A 17,918-nucleotide genomic window follows, 5' to 3' on the forward strand; every position below is an offset into this window, starting at 1 on the left:
GACTTTGAATACTTAGAAAAGCTGCCTTTGGAAGTATGGTCTCAAATTTTTTTAGTTAGAAAATGGTTATATAATAGTTACAGGCTCTGATGCAGCCATCTAAAGTATTGAAAAAAAACATTTCTGAACGCTTTTCAGTTGTTCAAGTGAATCTGATCCCACGATGAAGTGACTCTGATCCCACGTTCGACTGACTCTGATCCCACGATCTGATGCTTTACCCAGCCTGTGGATAACTTTAGGGTGAGCGTCAATAAAACCACGAAAAAAGATTCGGGCAGGTCAGGGGCAGAGGTATGGGCTGGAGCACTTCAGTTCTGATTGATTTTCTATGAGCGGTGATGTGACTGTCGAGGCAGGGGGGCTGTTGCCGGACCGGCATCCGACTGCGGATTTCTTCGTCTGCGATATCTTCGATGCGCTGCCCAAGACCGATATGGGATCGATGGAGCATCCGATGTTCTCGCTCTCGACCCGGCCGGATCGGCGCATCCTGAATTACGAACATAACGGGGTAGAGATCACCGTCACACCTTCGGTCCGGGGGCTGGCGACGATTCACGACAAGGACATCCTGATTTTTTGCATCAGTCAGCTGATGGCGGCAATCAATGCAGGGCGCGCGGTCAGTCGGGTGCTGCACCTGAAAGCGCATGATCTACTGGTGGCGACGAATCGTGAAACTTCGGGTGACGGGTACAAGCGGCTGCGTGAGGCGTTCGAGCGGTTGGCCGGTACCCGCATCACCACCAACATGGTCACTGGCGGAGTGGAGACGACGACCGGCTTTGGCCTGATCGAAAGCTGGGAGATCGTGCGCCACACGAGGGCAGGGCGCATGGTCAGTGTCTCGGTCAAACTGTCGGATTGGCTGTTTCGGGCGGTGCTGTCAAAGTCGGTACTAACGCTCAGTCGCGATTACTTCCGCCTGCGCAAGCCGCTGGAGCGGCGGATCTACGAACTGGCCCGCAAACACTGCGGCCGCCAGCCCGAATGGCGGGTGTCGGTCGAGACGTTGCTGAAGAAATCCGGCTCGGCCTCACCGCGCCGGGTGTTCCGCAAGATGGTGCGCGACATGATCGCGGCCGATCACTTGCCGGGCTATCATCTTGAAGAGGAACCCGGCGATATTATCCGCGTCAGCCGCCGGGATGTCGTGGTGGAGCCGGGGCAGGGCCTGATCCTGAAACCCGAGACGTTGGAGACCGCCCGCGCCCAAGCCCCCGGCTGGGACGTCTACGCGCTGGAGGCCGAGTGGCAGGTAGTCTGGGTCGGTTCGGGCCGCAGGCCGCTGCGCAGCCCCGACAAGGCATTTCTGGGCTGGGTGGAGAAACGGGCGGGGCGTGGTCCATGAAACTACGTTTTACAGCCGTATTTGTAGTGGAATAAAAGATTAATGCTTCTGTCCTGAGCGGGTTGTTTTTTGTTTTTTGTCAAAATGACTAGGACGTAGCCTCAGGACAATCAAATGACGGTTGCAGTAATTTGGGCTGCCGCGAGGAAAGTTTCTGGGCATCTGAATATTCGCAAAGAAAGCTGTAGTCAGTCCTTTAGGCGATTAAAAAGGTGCTCGACGATGTTGCTGGTTTTGTAGAGAACCTTGCTGCATTCGAACTGCATCTTGCGGTTCTTTTTGGGTGGAATGTAGGTACTGGCCTCGGTCTCGCTCAAGCAACCTCGCGAGTGGCTTGCATCGTATCTGCGATCTGCACGGAGGGAGACCAATTGGCAGCAGGACATTGTCCTGCCGGCGAAATATCGGCCCTGTTGCCATTAGTCAGTTGCAGATGAACCGGTCGCCCCTGTCCATTGCAGACTAGATGCAGCCCGTCGCTCCTATTTTCACACTATTTACCGCAATGCGATGTGTCTTGATTTAGCTTACATTGATCATGAGTGTCAAAAGGCCAGCACATTACCGGGCAAGGGTTAGAACATGTGCTCAAAAACACTTGCCTGAGACCGGTGCTTGTACTGATTTTAGAGTACCTTTGCCGGACCGTCCGACTAAAGATCGCCACGTTGAAGGCAAAAGATGATGCCCGAGAGCATCCTTCGATCATCTGTATGTGGAATACCACGTGGCTTGTCGGGCAATAGCCTGCAGTATTCTGGTTAACTTTGGTCAAAGTAAAACCAATGCCTTACCTTAAAGTTAACCCATCTTTCCGCGGCCTCCGCTCGGCATCAGATGAGCCGTAAAAGTAGTGCTGAAACGGCCTCCACGGTTTCGTTCATGGTCAGGGTGTGATTTGGGCTGGGCTGAACTTAAGCTGCCTTAAAAACCTGGCGATTTTAGCGCGACTACGGCTCTCCGGTAGTTACCATTGTCGTCGGTTGCCCAGTAGGTAAAGCTGTCCTGTCCGGTGAAGTCTTCGTTCGGCCGGTAGAGCAATTGCCCGTCCTCTTGCAGGTAGAGGTCGCCATGCACAGGATCGGTCAGCCCGTCGATCCGCAACGTGTCGCCATCGGGGTCGGAATCGTTTGCCAGAACGTTGATCAGGGTGTCCTGGTTCTGGTTTACGCTGAAGGCGTCGTCCAGGGCGTTGGGGGCAGCGCTGTTCAGATCGATCTCACCATTAAACCGGGCGTTGAAGAAGTCGAGCAGGTCGTCCGGGTAGTTCAGCGTCACCACATGTGCGAACTTCATCAACTCGCCTGTAGCGCGGTCGGCGACGAAATCCTCAATCAGCATCACTTTGCGGCCATCAGCGGTTTGGTAATAGCCATCTGAGGCTAGCAACCGGGCTATGTCATTAACATCCAATCTCTGTACATCGAGGTGGAACTGTCGGTCGCGCGATCCGATGGAATCTGTCTTGATTCCATTGAAATAGAACATCTCATCTGGAGAAAGCGTGGTGTCGCCCTGCATTTCGAACTCGAGACGACCGGGAGTCAGGTCATCCGACGTCAGGACCGAATGGCGCGCAGGGTTATAGCCTTCATACCAAGTCCCGACTCTTCGCACCAGGACATCAATAAGGATGTTGTCGAAATCGACATCCTCCAGACCTGGTTCGGAAATGAATTCATTTTCGAGAAACGTGCCGATATTGAAGCCTTCGACCGTCAGGCCGTTCACGACCATGTCAAACGCATTGGTCCCAAGAATGAGGCCTGCTCCGGGGCCTCCAAGGCCGACCACGTTCTGGGTAGCTATCAGATCGAAATCCTTCAGAGTGTAGTGCGAGGTATATTCAATCAGCGCACCTTGGGCGGTTTCCCAGTTCAGGAACCCATCCAGCACCGTGCGAACATCCGTCTCCTGAGACGGGTTGTCCTTGATCACGGTCAGCCCCATCTCGGTACCAAAGGCCTCATTGTCTCGGAAACCCTGGATCGGGGTCATATTCACCCGAATTGCATCCGAACCAAAGCCCAGTTCTGGCTGGTGCAGGTTGGCTGCCAGAGGATCAGTGGGCGCGCTGCGATGCATCCACACAAAGCCATTGGACGTGTTGATCGCTACGTTCTCTGCGGCTTCAACCAAGCGACCGGCAAAGAAAAAACCATCGCCGGTACGGCCATTGTCATGGCGTTCCACCGCGTGATAGTCCTTGACCGTCTGATCTACACCTTCGGACCGGATCGCCATGTTGCGCAGCCAGGTGCCGGTCTCGTCGCCGTCTTCCGCGGCAAAGGCGGCTCCAAAGACTTCAAAGGCTACGTTCTCGGTGAAATTGGCGTGGCTGGAATGGTGCACAAAGCCCCAGCCCGGCGAGCCGCTGACGGTATTGCCGATGGCGATGGCCGGATTTTCCTGATCGGCGGTGCCGGTCTTGTGGAAATGGAAGGAATAGCGGCCCTTGATGTTGGTGTCGGATTCAATGGTGGCAAACGCCTCAAGATCGGCCGCCGCCACCGATTTATCGGTGCGGCCCAGATCGTCGAAAGCGGCATAGCGCACATCCACATCATCGCTGTGCATGAACATGGTGTGACCGCGGTGATGTACCGCCGTGTCTTCACCGTCCTCGCTGGAGAAGGTGATGTTGCGCGTCATGTTCGCCACATAGGCCTTAAGGTCATCACGTGGCGTGTCATGGTTGTGGCGCAGCGCCCGGTCGATGGTGATGGTCGAGCCGTTGATGCCGGTGATCACCACTTCCTCGTCCTGGCTTTCCACATACTGGCTGCGGCCATCAATCCATTGCCGGCCTTCCTTGTGGGTGCCGCTCAGTACGATCGTGTCACCAATCTGCCAGCCCTCAGGCACTTCAGCCAAACTGATCTGGGTGTCGCCAGCCATCGGGGCATCGTCCACCTTCAGGAAGCTTTCCTTTTCGGCACCATAAATCTCGACCTCACCATGCGAAATCATCCCCCGAGACAGCAGGATTGCGTCCCAGTTAGTATCGATACCACCGTTATTGGCGATCGCGATCTGCACATCGACATTGGCCTGGATCGGGTTCTCTTCAGTTCCGATCTCAAGACGGCCTGTCGGTGACACCACCATCGTATCCAGCAGCATCTTGGAATCGGCATCGGTAGCAAAGCTCAACTCGCCATCAACACGCACGGTGAACAATGAAGCGTCGCTTTCGCCCTCGTAGCGCAGACTGATGCCTTCGGGGATCAGGACCTGGGCACCTTCGCCGGGGATCCGGCCTTCGTACCAGCTACCTGGATCAAACCAGTCGCCGTTGCCGATCGCCACATGGGTCGCCTCGGCGCGTGGCACCAGTTCCAGCAGCTGCATATGCTCGTCGGCCTTGCTGGGATCATCCCCGTGCGCATGCGCATCCGGCAGCGCCTTAACTGCCGCAACATATGCCTCAACCTCCGAAAAATCAGTGGGTAGAGCATGCCTTTGGTTATGGTTGCGGTGATTGTGTTCGTTCGAGCTCCCATAAACCGGCAGACCTGTGTGGAACAGTAAGACCAGAGACACTGCCGCATAGTGAATTACTCGCACTTTACACCCTCCGTGGAAGCATTCGGAAACCGAGGCTGTTATGCTTCCTACACATATACTCAACACCATTCTTATAGTAACGCAGATAATGCCGGTTTTCCATAAGTTGTTCGTTTATAGCTTTGCTGTTTCCCCCGCTGGGATTGCTAAGATCGGTGTATATCAGGCCGCAAGCCGTCCACAGCCTCTCATCCTGACACGGGTATGTTGATGAAATTCCTCGCTAACAATGCCGGCCTGTTCCGGAGGGCATGGCCTCTTTGTTACCATGCTTTGGGGGATGATGAATGCCTTCCCGCGCATTTGCGTTGTGTCACAAAAAGGAGCTGGTGAACTGGCCCCCGTTTCGACCGGACACCTTGGTCTGACCAAGGAGGCTTAAGGATAGCCCTAAGCACATGCTCATGTCTGAGATTGAAATCATCACTGATGGCGGCCGCCGCCGGCGCTGGCCTGCGGCTGAGAAACTGCGGATCGTGGAAGAGACCATGTATGACGGGGAGAGCATTTCTGCCGTCGCCCGTCGCAATGGCGTTGCCCCCAATCTTCTGTATCGTTGGCGCAAGCTTATGCTCGAAGAAGGCAGCATCGCCGTGGCAGAGGACGACAGCGTCACCGGAAATAGGATCGTCCGTGAGATGGAAAGCCGCATTCGGGAACTTGAACGCCAGCTCGGGCGCAAGACGATGGAAGTGGAAATCCTGAAGGAAGCGCTCGACAAGTCACGGGCAAAAAACTGACCTTGCTTGCGCAGTCGCTGAAACCGGGCGGTTCCCAATGAAGACGGTTGCGACAACGATGGGCGTGTCCCGCTCGAACCTGCACGATCGTCTGAAGGGGCGCGCAAAGCCGGGTCGGGGCTAACACAAAACTCAAGACGCGGTGGTGTTGCCGCGCATACAGACGTTCGAAGCGCCCAACCTATGGATATCGTCGGATCACGGCCATTCTGAACCGGCAACTGCGGTCTGAAGGTCTGGCGGCGGTCAATCACAAGTGGGTCTACCGGATCATGGAGCGCAACAACCTGCTGCTTCAACGGTCCGGCTTTGATCGACCCGAGCGCGATCATGACAGCAAAGTCATAATGATGCGCTCGAACCTTCGATAGTGCTCTGACGGCTTGGAGTTCGCGTGCTGGAACGGAGATGTCATCCGCCTGGCCTTCCTCATCGATGCTCACGACCGTGAGATCATCTCATGGCGGGCTGTGGCCAATGCCGGGATCAGCGGGTCGGATGTGCGAGGCATGCTGCTCAAAGCTGTTGAGAGCAGGTTCGGCACCCACCGTGCCCCTGAGCGGGTCGAAGTTCTATCCGACAACAGCAGCGCCTACACAGCGAAAGACACGCGCATCTTCGCCCAGCAATTGGGACTGAAATGCTGCTTCACGCCAGTCAAAAGCCCGCAATCCAACGGCATGTCGGAGGCTTTTGTGAAGACACTCAAGCGCGATTATGTCCGCGTGAACCCGCTGCCTGACGCCGAAACCGCGCTGTCATTGATAGGAGATTGGATCGAAGACTATAACGAGAACCACCCACACAGAGGCCTGAAATGGAAATCGCCTCGCGAGCTCATCAGGGCCAAAACCAAAACCGCTTAGGTGTCCGGTGAAACGGGGGCTGGATCAGCTGGCTGATACACGGCTTGGAAAGCCGTAAAAAATCTATACTCATGATGTCCATATAGATATGTCATAAAATCAGCGGATTTCTCCGCAAAGATCAGTTCAACGGGATCGCTTACTAAAGGCAGAGTCAACTAGTGTTATGTTTGAAGCTTACAGGAAAATTTTAGAACTCTTTAACCGCAAAGAAAAACGGGCGTTTTATCTGATCGGTGGTTTGCTGGTGCTGGTTGCTTTTGCCGAAGTAGCGGGCATTTCGACCGTCCTGATACTTTTGAATGTATTGGCGGCTCCGGAAGAAATCCCAAAAAACCCTTTTTTATCTGTTCTGTATGACACTGGCGGATTTTCTACAGCATATACCTTTCAGGTATTTTTGTCGATTGCCGTGCTACTGGTTGTTGTTTTGGGCCTGCTAATCAAGGCATTCGGTACTTACGTGATCATTCGCTTTTCGACGACGCAAGGATATAAAATATCGTGTCAATTGCTGCAGAGTTATCTGCACCGACCATACGCATGGTTTCTGGAACACAACAGCGCCAGCATCCGAAAAAATGTACTTAATGAAGTGGACCAACTTATAGGGTTTGTGATCATCCCAAGTCTCCGCCTGCTGGCGAGTGTTACGCTGGGTCTAAGCATCATTGGTTTCCTGATCTATGTTGAACCAGTTCTGTCATCGCTGGCCATATTGTTGATGGGCACGAGCTATGCGGCAATTTACATAAAAATTCGCAATGTACTGCGCGCTTTGGGCAAGAAAATGCTCGTGGCGAATGGTGAGCGCTTTAAGCTGGCGCAGGAGGCCACCGACGGCTTCAAGGAAGTCAAGTTTATGGGGCTGGAGGATAGCTATGTTGATCGTTTCAGGAAACCGTCTCTAAGCCGATCGCATTATTTGGTGCGCAACGATATTTTGCGCGAACTTCCTCGGTTTTTTATGGAAGCCGTGACTATTGGTATCTTATTGGCTTTTGTTCTGGTTCTGCTTTTGCGCAGTGGTGGCAACTTGGTCGAGATCATCCCGACGCTGGGTATTTTCTTCTTCTCGGTCATGCGTTTCTTGCCTGCTGCGCAGCAAATCTATCATAACCTTGCCTGCATGCGGGCTGGCGCGCCAATACTGGAACACATCCACGCCGATTGCGTGAAAGCAGAGCAAGAGGCTGAGTATCTATCTACTGTGGTTGCCGAGTCGGGCGATCGTCTACCGCTTGATAAATGCCTCGACATCAGAAACCTCGGCTTTTCTTATTCCACGGCCGACCGTTCAACCTTGTGCGGCATCGATCTGACCATTCCGGCGCGCAATACTATTGGGGTCGTTGGTGGTTCGGGGGCGGGCAAGACCACGTTGGTCGATATTGTGCTGGGCTTGCTGAGGCCCGAAACCGGCGAGATCGTAGCCGATGGAACGGTCATCACTTCAGATAACGTCCGCCGCTGGCAGCAATCGCTGGGCTATGTGCCGCAGAGCATCTATCTGACTGACGATACGATTGCACGCAACATTGCCTTTGCGGTGCCTCCGGAAGAGATCGACATGGCTGCCGTGGAACGGGCTGCGCGTATTGCTGCGTTACACGATTTCATCGCCGACGACCTGCCCGATGGCTACGACACCTTTGTCGGCGAACGCGGTGTCCGTCTGTCGGGCGGCCAGCGTCAGCGTATCGGCATCGCCCGCGCGCTTTACTCCGATCCGGCGTTGTTGATCTTGGATGAGGCGACTTCGGCGTTGGACAATATTACCGAAAGCGTGGTGATGGAGGCGGTGCAGAAAATCCGTGCTGATAAAACCGTCATTATCATTGCTCATCGGTTGAGCACGGTGCGTAATTGCGACACTATCTATTTCTTTGAACAGGGGCAGATTGCGTCGTCCGGCACCTATGACGAACTCGTCGCCAAAAACGAAACATTCCGCAAGATGGCGGTGAACAGCTAATCGGCGGTCGGATATCATTGAAACGGCGGGCACCCCTTGTACACTCGGACTGTATCAATTGATTGCAATGTAGTCAGTGCTTAGTACTTTAAACGAAAGCGATACATGTTACCCGCAAGGAGCACATCCACGGCCAACATCACCACATGGTATACCGGTGGTAGCCTGGCACAGCGCAAACTGAGGCGTCCGTTGGACCAAATCTGAGGTTTCTGATTAATGCGGTTCAGATCGGGTGTTTTTGACCTTCCCAAAGGTTCTATCCAGCTGGAAGACAAACTATTTGCGGTTTGTTACAGCCTCATTCTCATCGTTCTGGTCGCGATTGTGATCAGCAATACAGTCTTCGGTGTCTTGTATGACACAGACCATTTCGGCGACACCTTGTTTTTGCTCGGTGCAGGGTGGCGCGTTTTCAACGGCTTAACTCCGGTAACCGATTTCGGTCACTTTTACGGCGGTGCCGGCGCCGAGGGTATCGCAATGACGATGCATCTGGTTGGACCGAATGCCTTTGCGATTGAGTATTTTGCGTTGTTTATGTTGGCTGCGCTTATGCTTGTTTCAATTCCGGTTCTGGGTGACCGGGTATCTTATGTCGGTATGCTTTCAGTTGCCGTTGTGATCGCAACACTACTTCTGTCACGCTATCCGCTTGAAGCAAATACTCCCATTATTCGTATCGTTTCGGCCCACTCATTCCTGTACAACCGCATCGGGATGGCGCTGGTGCTGGTTGTAGGCCTGTTCTCTGTTCTTGGGGGGCAAAGCAATCGCACCGATCTGTTGGGGGGCGCACTGTCCGGGCTGTTGCTTGTTGCTTTGGCTCTGAGCAAGCCCACATTTGTCATCGTCATCCCGTTCGTGTTTCTTGCTCTGGTGGTGCAGCGGCGCTGGCAAGCGCTGGGGGCGGTTGCCTTGGGCTTTCTAGTGTCGTCCGCCATCATAGATCCGTTTTTTCAGAAATGGCTAGGATCGCTATCCTACCTTCAGGCCCATGTGGGGGATACAAATAACGCGACAATCGGGGCGTTGATCCGCAAAGCCGTTCAGATCCCGTTGTTCCAGCCGGTTGCAACCGGGATATCCGTGATCGCACTGTGCACAATTGTCCGGGATCGCAGGAACTGGCCCGCCGTTGTGTCGGTTCTGCTGATTGCAATCGGTGGGATTGGCATGGTCACGACAATGGGCGGGAACGGCAATATTGGTCAAATCGGTATCCCGCTGACTATTTTTATGGCAGTGGCGGCGACAGAGGCGGCCCTGAGGACGATGCCGGATCGGGCAGGGCTGCTCGGCATCCTGTCATTCATACTGGTGATGGCTTTTTCGCTACCGCATATGCTCAACCTTGCGGGGGCGACGCGGGAGGGTATGTCGCGTAGCGATCAGACCCTGATCCGGTATGGGCCTTATATCCGCTATCTCAACGTTCCCGAGACTGACGGTCCTGAAGCCGTTCCGCCGCAATACGAGATGTTGGCCGATGGTATCGATGCACTGCATGCGTTGGGCGATCCGTCGCAATGGGGGATCATCGCGAACGGGGGGGTGATCTTCGAACATGCGGTCCTTGGTCGTCCAGTTTCCGGCTATCCCTTGTGGCAGCGTCCGTCTGCGCCCGAACTGGCCCCTGATCTACCGATACCGGCGGAGGCCGATATTGTCATGATTGGCCGGGTCGATGGCACCGACGAGGTTGGTAAGATCCTGCAGTCCAAACTGTCACCCGAGTTCGAACTGTGTGCCAGTTCAACCTATTGGGAGATCCATGCCCGCCTGACCAGCGGTGCGGATTGTATCGCCGACTAGTCCCGTGCTTCATCCGATTTGCGGGTAAAGTTGGACGAGTTTGATCCTGGCATCGCGTGTTGTGAACTGTCAATTAACCTTTGCAATTGAGGTGTTTTGCCCTTCCTCCCATGGCCGGTCTCGGTTTTCTATGAGCTTTGTTCGCGGATACGCCGATCAAGGCATTGCCGTGCCAGCACGCTTATCTGAGCGTCCTATCAACCCGGGCCATCCTCAGACATATCCGCCTTAAGCAATATCCGCGCTTTCTATAGCCGGTACACCGCGCCGCCGCCTGTGCGGATCATGCTATTCAATTCAAACCGCTCTTTGGTGGCCAACTGCACTACAAACGGCCTTGTCAGAAGAACGTGGGTTGAGGCGGGCAGGGGGCCTTCGTAGCCTCCGTTCATGAACAACTGATCGCCATTCGAACACTTCAAAGCTAACCTCGAGATTATTCGTTTGGCCCTAATTCTATATGTTCGTTTCCTCTTTCGCTTCGTAATTTAAAAGACCTTCTGCGCAAGCGTGGCATCGAAGTTAGCCATGATACAGTCTGCTGCTGGTGGAATCGTTTCAACCCGATGTTTGCATGGGAGATTAGGCAGAAACGAGTCCAGCGACTGAGGGCCTATTCAAAATGGAAGTTGCATGTCGATGAGCTCTTCGTGGAGATCAACGGCAAACGGCACTACCTGTGACGGGCGGTCGATCATGAAGGCGAGGCACTCGAGAGATGTGTGACAAATACTCGTGATAAGAGGGCGGTGCGGACTCTGAACTTCGTCCCTGTTCCCGGACATTGGGGTAAATTACCCCTGTCCAGGAAAGGAGCATGGAATGGGACAATCGAGACGGACGTTTACTGATGAGTTCAAAGCCGCAGCTGTTGGCCGGCTATTTAAGCCTGGTGCCACGCAAACCGGTGTTGCCAAGGAGCTGGGTGTGATGAGCTCGCAGTTGAAGACGTGGCGCTTGGAGATCGAAGCGGCCGGATCGATGATCAGTCCGGGGAGATGGCTTGCCCAGTCCGAAGAAATCTTCAATACTGCGAGTCTAGACGGGCGATGTTTTGATGCAGCGTTTTCATATTTACTGGCTTCTCTGCGGCTTGGTCATGACCATGGTGAACATCTGGAAGCCTATTCATCTGGATGATGTGATCTGGGTTCATTTTGCCCGCCATATTGCCGAAGCGCCGCTGAAACCGTTCGATTTTGAGATGCCTTGGGGATATGGCTGTATCCCGGCAATCGAGATGTGGTCGCCACCTGTATTGCCTTATTGGTGGGGCGCAGGGGTTGCTCTTTTTGGTGAGTGGCCGGCGTTTTGGAAGGCTTGGTTCCTGCCCTTCAATCTGCTCTTCTCGGCGTCTGTCTTTGCCTTGGCCTTGCGATTTGCGCGCCCCTTTGCCATACCCGTAGGAATTGCTCTGGTGCTTGCCCCGGTGGTTTTACCGGCAACCAACCTGATGCAGGACATACCGGCTGCATCCCTGGTTCTGGCATCGCTTGCAACGCTTCTGGCTGCCTGCGATCGAGATAGGTTGTCCATGGCCCTTCTCGCCGGAGTTCTTTTAGGATTGGCATGTTTGACAAAATGGTCCGCTCTTTCAGGGTTCGGAGTGATCGGTCTCGCCTGTCTGCTTTTCGCGCCATCCTGGAGATGGTGGGTTCTTGTCCCTGGCCTGGCAGCGATCATCTTTGTGGGATGGGAAGCCTATCTGCTGGTAGATCATGGACAATCCAACTTCCTTTTGAGTGTCAGTGGGCATGGGGCACCGGATGCGACCCGCATAAAGAGCATGGTCCTTGCTCTGTTGACCTATGTCGGTGCGCTTGCACCATTCATAGCAATTGTAGGCTGGTCCGGCGTTATGCCCCGCCTCAGCCTTGCGGTGATCTGCGTGTTAATCGGGGTGTTTCTGGCACTAGTGCTTCTGCCCGAAACTTTGCCGATCAAAAACCCGTTGAGCGAACGGGAGGTGCGCCTGGATACTCCTCTGCTGGCGGGGCTTGGCCTGTTGGTTTGGTGCGCTGTGCTTGCCGCCCTAATTATTGCCGCGAGCCATGCTCGGAAGACCCGGCATGTGGACCGGGCTTTGGTGTTTCTAGGGGTTTGGGTTCTGATCGAGCTTATGGGGTATTTTCTGTTGTCGCCCTTTCCGGCGGCTCGCCGGTTGATCACCCTGCTTGTTGCCGTCACGCTTCTGACCGTTGCGGCGGAGGGCCATCGTCTTGAACTAGGCAAAGTGCGCCTGGCATCCGCAATTCAGGTTGTCGTCGCCCTGGTTTTTGTCGTCGTCGATTTCGCCGATGCTACCCGCATTCGCCAAGCGGCTGAACAGGTGATGACAGACCAGCTTGATAAGGCTGCGGGCTCAACGATCTGGGTGAAAGGGCAGTTCGGATTCGATTATTACACGGCCCGCAACGGCGGACGGACTCCTTGCAATGGAGATATTCTTCAACCTGGAGATCTTTTGGTGCTCCACGTAGCCGAAGAAGATGTCGACGCGCGGGCTTCGAAGATCGCCAACCTTGAAGGCAGCGGGGCCATCTTCCGGACCCGGGACATGGTGCAGCCCCCCCTTCTGCCGCTGACCACGATGGGTTTCGGATATTACATTGGCCGTCGACCGATCGAGGGCGCGCATGGTGCGCTGCAAAATCTGGCCGTATTCCAAATCAATGAGACATTGCCCTGGTCGCGCTTTGTGCCGGAGAGTGCAAGATGAACGCAGCCACTGAAATCCACCTGCGCTTGCTTGCCCGGAGGCGTTTCAAACCTGCGCTCGAACTGCGTCTGCCTGGGAGGCCGGATCTCGCGGACAAACAATTTCACTGACGCGTATCCGCCTTCATAACTGCGCTCGCGGATTTTCCGCATCAAACGCCGGGCCGTCAAATCAGGGAACGAGGTCAATCGCTCCTGCAAATACGTTTCATAAGGCTCAATGATCCGCGCACGCGGCTTGTATGCCGGAGCCTCCAAACCCCGCACCAGATATTTCCTGATGGCCTTGCGGTCGAGCCCGGTCTGCCGCGCAATCGCGCTGACGCCCAGACCCTGTCTCTTCAAATCATGGATCAAAACGATCTCTTCCAGTGCTATCAACTCGAAGCCTCATTCCTCTTCTTGAGCTTCGAGCTTAACGGTCCGCGTCCCGTTCGATTTTTGAATATTTGAGGTTCAAAAATCGCCCAGAACGTTACCAGCCGGGGAAATTTCAAACGCCTCTTTTGGGGCGATTACCTCCGGCACTTACACCGTGCTGCCGCTCTCGCTGAATGGCATCATTTCGGCACGGCATAGGGGAGCATATCACCAGCCTAGCAGAGGCGAGTTCGAATTTGTCTGACATCACCCCACAAATTTCGCCTCAGGACTTCGCTTGCCCATCTCTTACACCTCTATGCTCATGCACAGAAGTGAGTCAGAGAAAAACAACCGCGCCAAATCTGGCGAAACAATAAACTAGGGCGTGAACCACTTATGGAATGTGTAGTAGCTCCGGTAATGGAGAAAACCGAGCCGGGACCAGACACGCTGTACTGCGTAGTTGTTGATCTGAGTAGACACAATCACGCGCTGTGCACCGGCCTCTTGCGCCAGATCAAGGGCGTCGGCGGCAAGTGCGGCATAAATGCCTTGCCCCTGGGCCACCGGGTGCACCGCGTTCAGCACGATCTCGAACTCATCGGGAGTGTTGCGGCGCAGCACAAGGAAGCCGCGCAGCTCTTCCCTGTCACGCGCCACAAGAACCGGCGCGTCCGCCGAATTCGAAGCTGCACAGACCTCCGCCCATTCGACATAGGCTGCATCCGCTGCGCCGCTGTTGAGGCGCGGGTCCGCATGATAGTGGCCGATGTAACCTGAGAACGCGGCACGGGCGAGCGAGGAGATCGCCGAACCGTCCTCAGGCACCGTCCTGCTGAGGATGACGTTTGTGTCTGTGAGGTTTCTACCCGACCAATCGCCCAGTACGCACCTGTAATAGACAAGCGAATCCATCAGGCGATAGCCTGCATCCTCCAGCGCATGGACGCGGTCCAGATTACTTGTGTCAATGCGAGCCGTCAGCATATCGACATTGGCTGCCTCAGCGGCCCGGTCGACATCATCAAGTGCAGCCTCCGGATCGGTCAGACGTGCTGCGATGATACCGAAGCGATTGCATTCAAGTTCGTTGATCTCAATCAGCATGGTTCACTCTTCCCGACCAAACCGAAGAACTTCTAGGCAGATGAAAATTACCATTGCCGTGATGCCGATCACCAGAACCTGAGCAATGGCGGGCGGTATCAAAAATGTAAGAAAATGCATGGAGCTCATGGCGACTGCCAGGCCGACACCGTAGGCAAGCAGATATCGTGGCATATCGCGGCTATGGCTGACCGTACTTCCAAAGCTCCATCTGCGGTTAACGAAATAACTTGTGGCAACGGCCACGACATACGTGACGCCTGACCCGATAACGGGCGGCATGCCCCAGTACAACAGGTTGAGAAAAAGTACATAGGCCCCAAGATTCACCGCCAGACCAACGGTACCGTACCGGGTAAAGCGGCCCAAAATACCGTGTTTACGCCGGGTCATGTGGACCGACGCAGGGTGAATTGCATGTAGGGCAGGTAATTCTGAATGGGACGGCATCCAAGCATCGGCTTTAGAAGCCCCGAGCGTTTCAAAAGTCTTGCGGGTATCGTGAACATTTTTTGCCGTTCCCGAAAAGAAGGGTCCTGATCCAGGCGATCAATCATTTCGCGGATGATGTCGGTGTTGACATCCATTTCAAGATTCCGCTGCCTGACCGCTCTGCGAACCTTCGACAGTGTCACGAAGTTCAGACTGCGGTACAATCCGGAATTGTCGTTATCTTCTTCGAACCGTTCGATGGCAGCCCTGAACACCCTGCCCGTCAGCCTTTTGTTCAAAATAATAGGCAGTTTGAAATGCGACTCGTAAGGAAATCCGTAATTGGGGCAGAGCACGACACACCGTCCGTCTTTGGACAAGGACTGCTCGGCAAAATCTAGAAAGTCTTGCCAGTCGGGCAGATGCTCGAAGACATTGACCAAAAAAATCAAATCCCACTTTCCATCAGACGGAAAATCTTCGTACCCGCCGCGGTGAACGTTCAGCCTGCCATTTGCGGTTTCCATCCTGGCTATAAACTCATCGAAGAAGGCAAATCCGTCGCTCATGGGTTCAATGCCATGCACGTCAAGATGCGGAAACCGTTGTACGATCTCGGCCAAAGCAATGCAGGGCCCCGAGCCCACTTCAAGCACCCTGGCTTCGGCGGGGAGTTCCTCGAGCAGAGGAAGAACTCTACGTAATCCGAATTCGGCTTCTTCTAGATACATCTCGCCTTTGGGAAAATCGTTGAAGAACGCTCGTACATCCAGAGAGATTGTTGACATGGAACGAAGGTCGGCGTTGGTCATGACGTGCTGTCATCCTGATGACTTGTGGTTTCCACGATGATCCGGGGTCGAGCTTTGACTTCGGCAAAGACCCTTCCTAGGTAGAAGCCATGGATACCCAGTGTCGCCATGATCAATCCGGACAGGAACCAAACTGACAGGATCGTACTGGTCCAACCAGGAACAGTGATTGCATTAAAAAGCCATGCGAACACCAGAACGGCCGAGATCGTTGCCGATAACAGACTGAAGGCCAGGCCGACAATGACGCTGAGCTTCAGCGGCCGGTCGGAGAAGCGTATGATGATGGCTATTGCCATCCGGACGAGGCGGAGGAAGCTGTATGAGCTTTTGCCTGCGGCGCGATCTGAGCGATCCAGTTGAAAATAGGCACATTTCAACCCGGTCAGCGCCACCATCATCGGCAGGAACACCTCTTGCTCCCTAAACATGACCAGCGTATTGACCATCTGTCGGCTGTACAGCCCGAAATTGCCGGTATTCTTAAGGTGAATGCCGCCCAGAAGGTCGACCAGTTTATAGAAGGCGCTGGACGCGAAGCGGCGGAACCGGGAATCCGACCACGTGCCACGTTCGACAATCACCGCGTCTGAGCTTTCAGCGATGGCGCGTTCATAAAGCTGTGGGATCACGCCTGGGTCGTCTTGTAGATCGCAATCCACCACGGCGACCCAGTCGCCGCGTGCAACCTCGAGTCCGGCCCAGATCGCAAGATGTTGGCCGTGGTTACGGGCCAGACGGACACCGCGAATACGCGAATCCCCTTCGGACAAATCGCAAATGAGATCCCAAGGCTCATCCGGCCCGCGGTCATCTACCAGAATGAGTTCCCAATCGAATTGCGCGGCTTCGAGATTCGTGCGCACCCGGTCCACAAGGGTTTCAAGACAATCGCGGCAGCCGTAGACAGGGGTTAGAACGGTCACCAGAGGTGTTTGGGATGATTGATGCGTCATTGGCACGCCTCCAGGATTTCTGTAGCTGCGCCAATCACTGTTTCGATGTCAGACCCCAGATCGAAGAACATTGGCAGGCGCACCAGAGTTTCCGAAATCTGGTCGGTTACGGGCAGCGGGCACAGGGTATGGCCATATTTTTGCCCGGCCGGCGCACTGTGGAGCGGAACGTAGTGAAAAGGCGTGATGATGTTGCGCTGTTTCATTTCGCTGATGAAGTGGCTGCGCGCACGCATATCCTTCATTAGGAAATAAAACATATGACCGTTGCCGGTACAGTGCGGTGGGGTCTTTGGAAGGCGTATGTCATAGCGTTCGGCAACAGGTTCGAATGCTTCCATATAAGCGTCATAGACCGATAGCCTACGGGTTCGGATCGCGGCTTCGGTTTCGAGCTGCGCATAGAGATAAGCGGCGATCAGTTCTCCGGGCAGATAGGACGAGCCGACATCGACCCATGTATATTTGTCTACCTGCCCACGGAAAAACTGCGATCGGTTGGTACCCTTTTCACGGATAATTTCCGCCCGTCCGAACAGATCGTCGCGGTTGATCGTAATTGCCCCGCCTTCGCCGCTGATAATGTTTTTGGTCTCGTGGAAACTGAACGCCGCCATATCGCCAAGGCTGCCGGCTGGCCGCCCCTTGTAGGTCGAACCCAAGGCCTGCGCGGCATCTTCTACCAACAGGAGGCCATGTTCGATCGCAATCTCGGACAATGCATCCATGTCTGCGGGAAACCCGGCATAGTGCACGGCGAAGATGGCCCGTGTCCGGGGAGTTACACATTTCCTGACTTCCGCAGGGTCGATGTTCAGTGTTTCTGGGTCGATATCGACAAAGACAGGTGTGGCCCCACGCAGTACGACCGCATTGGCGGTCGAGACAAACGTGAACGACGGCATGATGACTTCGTCATTGGCCCCGAGGTCGCAGAGAATGGCTGCCATCTCCAGAGCGGCGGTGCACGAATGTGTGATCAGGGCTTTTCGGGACCCTGTCAGCCGGCGGATTTCGTCCTGGCATTTATAGGTATAAACGCCGTCGCCTGCTAATTGACCAAGACGGACTGAATCGCGGATATATTTGATTTCATTACCAATAAGACTTGGTTTGTTAAAAGGGATTTTTTTCATATTTCTTGCGCTCTAAATCTGGTTCAAAGCTAAGGGTGCCATTGGGACACCTAGCACAGTTAAATTGCTGTGGGCTA

The 17,918-nt window shown here is 54.5% G+C and carries 11 protein-coding genes and 3 pseudogenes; 7 read left to right on the top strand and 7 right to left on the bottom strand.

Annotation, left to right across the window (positions count from 1 at the left end; genetic code table 11):
- The first annotated feature begins 331 nt into the window (after positions 1–331).
- Positions 332–1,354, top strand: a complete 1,023-nt coding sequence (locus tag ACR0LX_RS18115; RefSeq protein WP_480784921.1) for a replication initiator protein A — start codon at positions 332–334, stop codon at positions 1,352–1,354.
- Between the two features lie 924 nt (positions 1,355–2,278).
- Here ACR0LX_RS18115 and ACR0LX_RS18120 read toward each other — a convergent pair.
- On the bottom strand, positions 2,279–4,921 hold the full coding sequence (locus ACR0LX_RS18120) for an Ig-like domain-containing protein (RefSeq protein WP_480784922.1): 2,643 nt from the start codon (positions 4,919–4,921) through the stop codon (positions 2,279–2,281).
- Positions 4,922–5,319: 398 nt separating this feature from the next.
- On the opposite strand from ACR0LX_RS18120, the pseudogene ACR0LX_RS18125 reads away from it, so the two are divergent.
- The 6 genes and pseudogenes from ACR0LX_RS18125 (at position 5,320) to ACR0LX_RS18150 (ending at position 13,036) form a co-directional block, all read left to right on the top strand.
- Positions 5,320–6,527: pseudogene (locus tag ACR0LX_RS18125) on the top strand (IS3 family transposase).
- A gap of 166 nt (positions 6,528–6,693) precedes the next feature.
- Entirely contained in the window at positions 6,694–8,502 is a 1,809-nt protein-coding gene (locus tag ACR0LX_RS18130; RefSeq protein ID WP_480784923.1) for an ABC transporter ATP-binding protein, read from the top strand.
- A gap of 219 nt (positions 8,503–8,721) precedes the next feature.
- Complete coding sequence (locus ACR0LX_RS18135; protein ID WP_480784924.1) at positions 8,722–10,317, top strand: hypothetical protein; 1,596 nt, start codon at positions 8,722–8,724, stop codon at positions 10,315–10,317.
- Positions 10,318–10,752: 435 nt separating this feature from the next.
- Positions 10,753–11,066 (top strand): annotated as a pseudogene (locus tag ACR0LX_RS18140) (DDE-type integrase/transposase/recombinase); the annotation flags it as partial.
- A 73-nt stretch (positions 11,067–11,139) separates the two neighbouring features.
- Positions 11,140–11,457 carry a transposase gene (locus tag ACR0LX_RS18145; protein ID WP_480784925.1) on the top strand — a complete coding sequence of 106 codons (318 nt, stop codon included), beginning with the start codon at positions 11,140–11,142 and terminating at the stop codon, positions 11,455–11,457.
- Positions 11,417–13,036, top strand: coding sequence for a hypothetical protein (locus tag ACR0LX_RS18150; RefSeq protein WP_480784926.1), 1,620 nt, complete (start codon positions 11,417–11,419; stop codon positions 13,034–13,036). Before ACR0LX_RS18145 ends, ACR0LX_RS18150 begins: the two co-directional genes overlap by 41 nt.
- Positions 13,037–13,044: 8 nt before the next feature.
- Here the strand turns inward: ACR0LX_RS18150 and ACR0LX_RS18155 are convergent.
- The 6 genes and pseudogenes from ACR0LX_RS18155 to rffA form a co-directional block, all read right to left on the bottom strand.
- A pseudogene (locus ACR0LX_RS18155) lies at positions 13,045–13,416 on the bottom strand (IS21 family transposase); the annotation flags it as partial.
- 360 nt (positions 13,417–13,776) lie between these two features.
- Entirely contained in the window at positions 13,777–14,505 is a 729-nt protein-coding gene (locus tag ACR0LX_RS18160; protein WP_480784927.1) for a GNAT family N-acetyltransferase, read from the bottom strand.
- A gap of 3 nt (positions 14,506–14,508) precedes the next feature.
- On the bottom strand, positions 14,509–14,898 hold the full coding sequence (locus ACR0LX_RS18165; protein ID WP_480784928.1) for a GtrA family protein: 390 nt from the start codon (positions 14,896–14,898) through the stop codon (positions 14,509–14,511).
- Positions 14,895–15,749 carry an SAM-dependent methyltransferase gene (locus ACR0LX_RS18170; RefSeq protein WP_480784929.1) on the bottom strand — a complete coding sequence of 285 codons (855 nt, stop codon included), beginning with the start codon at positions 15,747–15,749 and terminating at the stop codon, positions 14,895–14,897. The genes ACR0LX_RS18165 and ACR0LX_RS18170 overlap by 4 nt, the downstream gene beginning before the upstream one ends.
- Positions 15,746–16,705 (bottom strand): glycosyltransferase family 2 protein, encoded by a 960-nt coding sequence (locus ACR0LX_RS18175; RefSeq protein ID WP_480784930.1) that lies wholly within the window; start codon positions 16,703–16,705, stop codon positions 15,746–15,748. The genes ACR0LX_RS18170 and ACR0LX_RS18175 overlap by 4 nt, the downstream gene beginning before the upstream one ends.
- Positions 16,702–17,841: a dTDP-4-amino-4,6-dideoxygalactose transaminase gene (rffA, locus tag ACR0LX_RS18180; protein WP_480784931.1), complete on the bottom strand. Its 1,140-nt coding sequence runs from the start codon at positions 17,839–17,841 to the stop codon at positions 16,702–16,704. The genes ACR0LX_RS18175 and rffA overlap by 4 nt, the downstream gene beginning before the upstream one ends.
- Positions 17,842–17,918: the final 77 nt, after the last annotated feature.

Source organism: Ruegeria sp. CH11 (assembly GCF_056537105.1).